The following is a 2,424-nucleotide window of genomic DNA, read 5'->3' on the forward strand; positions in this document are numbered from 1 at the left end:
GCCGTATGAATACGTATTTAATAATTTAATAATATTAGTTTTAGTATTAATAGTTTTATGTGGGGACATTTCACCTCGTGAGCCTTGTCGTTGCGCGTTTTTGTCTAACTGCTTACGACGCTTGATTTCCTCGCATTCTTGCGCGACTTTTTCAATGCTTGGCTCGGCTTTCTTCGTGGGGACATTTTGGCATTTGTACGGTTGCCATACATAAATTGATGGGCCTTTTAAGTTCGTGTTTGCTGTACGTGTTTCTAGTGTCTTTAACATACCTAGTTTTTTCGCCTTGGCTACGGCACGTTTTGCGGTACGTACATCAAAAATAAAGTCGAACTTTTCTTTTGCGACTTTTACAAGCGTCTTTAATTTCAGTGTAGCGATGCCTGCAACTTTCACAGAGTGTCTCACAATCGTTTTAAGGGCTTGTAGCTCTTTCTTGCCGAATTCCTTCTTGTGATCTGCTAACCACATCTCAAAAGACGTATTAAGGGCTTTTACAGATGTGAAGTTGGTAAATGTCTTATAAGCTGCTGGGTTGTATGTGTAAGTGATAGTTTGTGTTTGGTTTGTCATGGTCGTTCGCTCCTTTTAGAACGAAAAAAGCACGCTCGTATCGTTGTTTTCCGATACAAACGTGCTTTTTTGCTTCATCACAGTAATAAGTCCTTGAAAAGTTCCGTAAAACTTTATAGAATGGAAGTATCAAATTTAAGTGTTTCAGCACTTAAAGAGATACAAACTTATAATGTAAATGAAGCAACTATTACAAGTTAGTACCGTATGTCAGAGATACGGGAAAGCGATATAGAAAGTGCTACCAACACTTCTATGTCACGTAAGGTTGCTTTTTTTACGTTCAAATATGTTGTAAAAATCATAGCATTTTTGTGAAAAAAGTACAAATCAATTTTTTGTAATACATAAATTACTAATTTTAGTTCATCATCTAGAATTCATTCCTTATATTATTCTACTAACAGTATTGAAAGTAAACGATGTTATAATAGGGGGCAGTCTTTTCAGCATACGGTGCATACGTAAATCATATTAAGCATAATAAAAAAAGATACTGAAAGCTGTTAAAAAAGAAGCTATAAAAATATGGATAGTAGGTGTAATGATTTTAATGAATGATTTTTTAAACGATATTCTAATGAATGACTTTTTAAATGATGTCCTATTTGAAATGATCTTCTTAATCTTATTTTTTTCAATAGGTTCTATTTATTCAATGATTAAGTTTCTTGGAGCTGCGATGATAGAAAAAAAAATAGTTTACTTACTATCCTTTATTTTTTCTGTACTGATAGTAATAGGTGTTTTTTACTTTATTGATGGTATGTTGTATGATAAATCATAAAATAGTCAATTAATTTATACTTCAATTCCGTAAGTGCCGATAACACCCCTTTATGCGAATTGCACATACAATTTAATTGCCAACCCCAGCATAATTAGCTGGGGTTTTTTACTGCCAACTTTAACTTTTAATTGTCTATAAAATCAGGTGGATCATGTATAATTTCATACCAATGATTTTTGATTTTCACGCATATTAAAAGCATTAGATTTCTTGCGTTTTTTTATTTTTTTATTCGAGTGCAACGACACAAAAGGTTTTAGGAATTCCTAACAAGCAAAATGAAATTTTAGGGAGTGTGACCACACTCCCGTAGCTTGCCCTTTTAGGGCGAGCGAAAAAATTTTATGTGGGTTTGTCATGACAAACCCGTAGCTTGCCCTCACGCATAATGAAAAAGCCTGTTATTAAGAATAATAAGCTGCATAGCCAATTTTATACCGTCAGTAATTGCATTTTTCATTTTTGCTTTGTTTTTCGATTTGCAAAAATGGATTGGTATAAAACAATGGCATTTTAAAAAAGCCGAATCTAAAAACAGATTTGTTTATCTCAAAAAATGAACGTTAGCGATAATATTTTTCGAGTTCATTTTCGTAAAATGCTTGTTGTTCGTTCAAAGCATTTTGATATAAATCAATAATTTCCTGACTGACTTTTTTATCGGGTACTGGCATTAGCTTTTTCTGTTCGTTAAAAACATACGCATTTAATTCTTCGTCTAAGCAATGATTAATATAGCCACGCATAGACTTGATATGCGTTAATTGACCGTTTTTGTGCGCTTTTAAGCAGACCTCAACAACTCGTAATAAGTGTTCAAGCATTGTCTCTTTATGTTCTTTCCAGACATCGAATTTCGTGTAACTGTGTACTTTGCTATAAATCATTTCGGTTACGGCTTTTACATCGGATCTGCGGTTCATTAAGCTGTTGTACATAACTTGTTTTAAACGACTAATGAATCTTAATGGCTCAAAGTCCGTAGGACGTTTCACTGGTTGTGTTAGCAGCACGATGTTTTGCTCTTGCTTAATAGCGATTGATTTAGAAATCGTTTTAAA

General features: G+C 33.5%; 2 protein-coding genes. Both read right to left on the bottom strand.

From position 1 onward, the window contains the following. Positions 1–573, bottom strand: a 573-nt coding sequence (locus tag KMHG_RS16825; protein WP_010291366.1) for a hypothetical protein, incomplete at its 3' end; no start/stop codon positions are given. A gap of 1,353 nt (positions 574–1,926) precedes the next feature. Continuing rightward, the coding region (locus tag KMHG_RS19315; RefSeq protein WP_010291369.1) for a hypothetical protein at positions 1,927–2,424 on the bottom strand (498 nt) is incomplete at its 5' end.

Origin of the sequence: Kurthia massiliensis, assembly GCF_000285555.1 — a bacterium.
Classification (GTDB): domain Bacteria; phylum Bacillota; class Bacilli; order Bacillales_A; family Planococcaceae; genus Kurthia; species Kurthia massiliensis.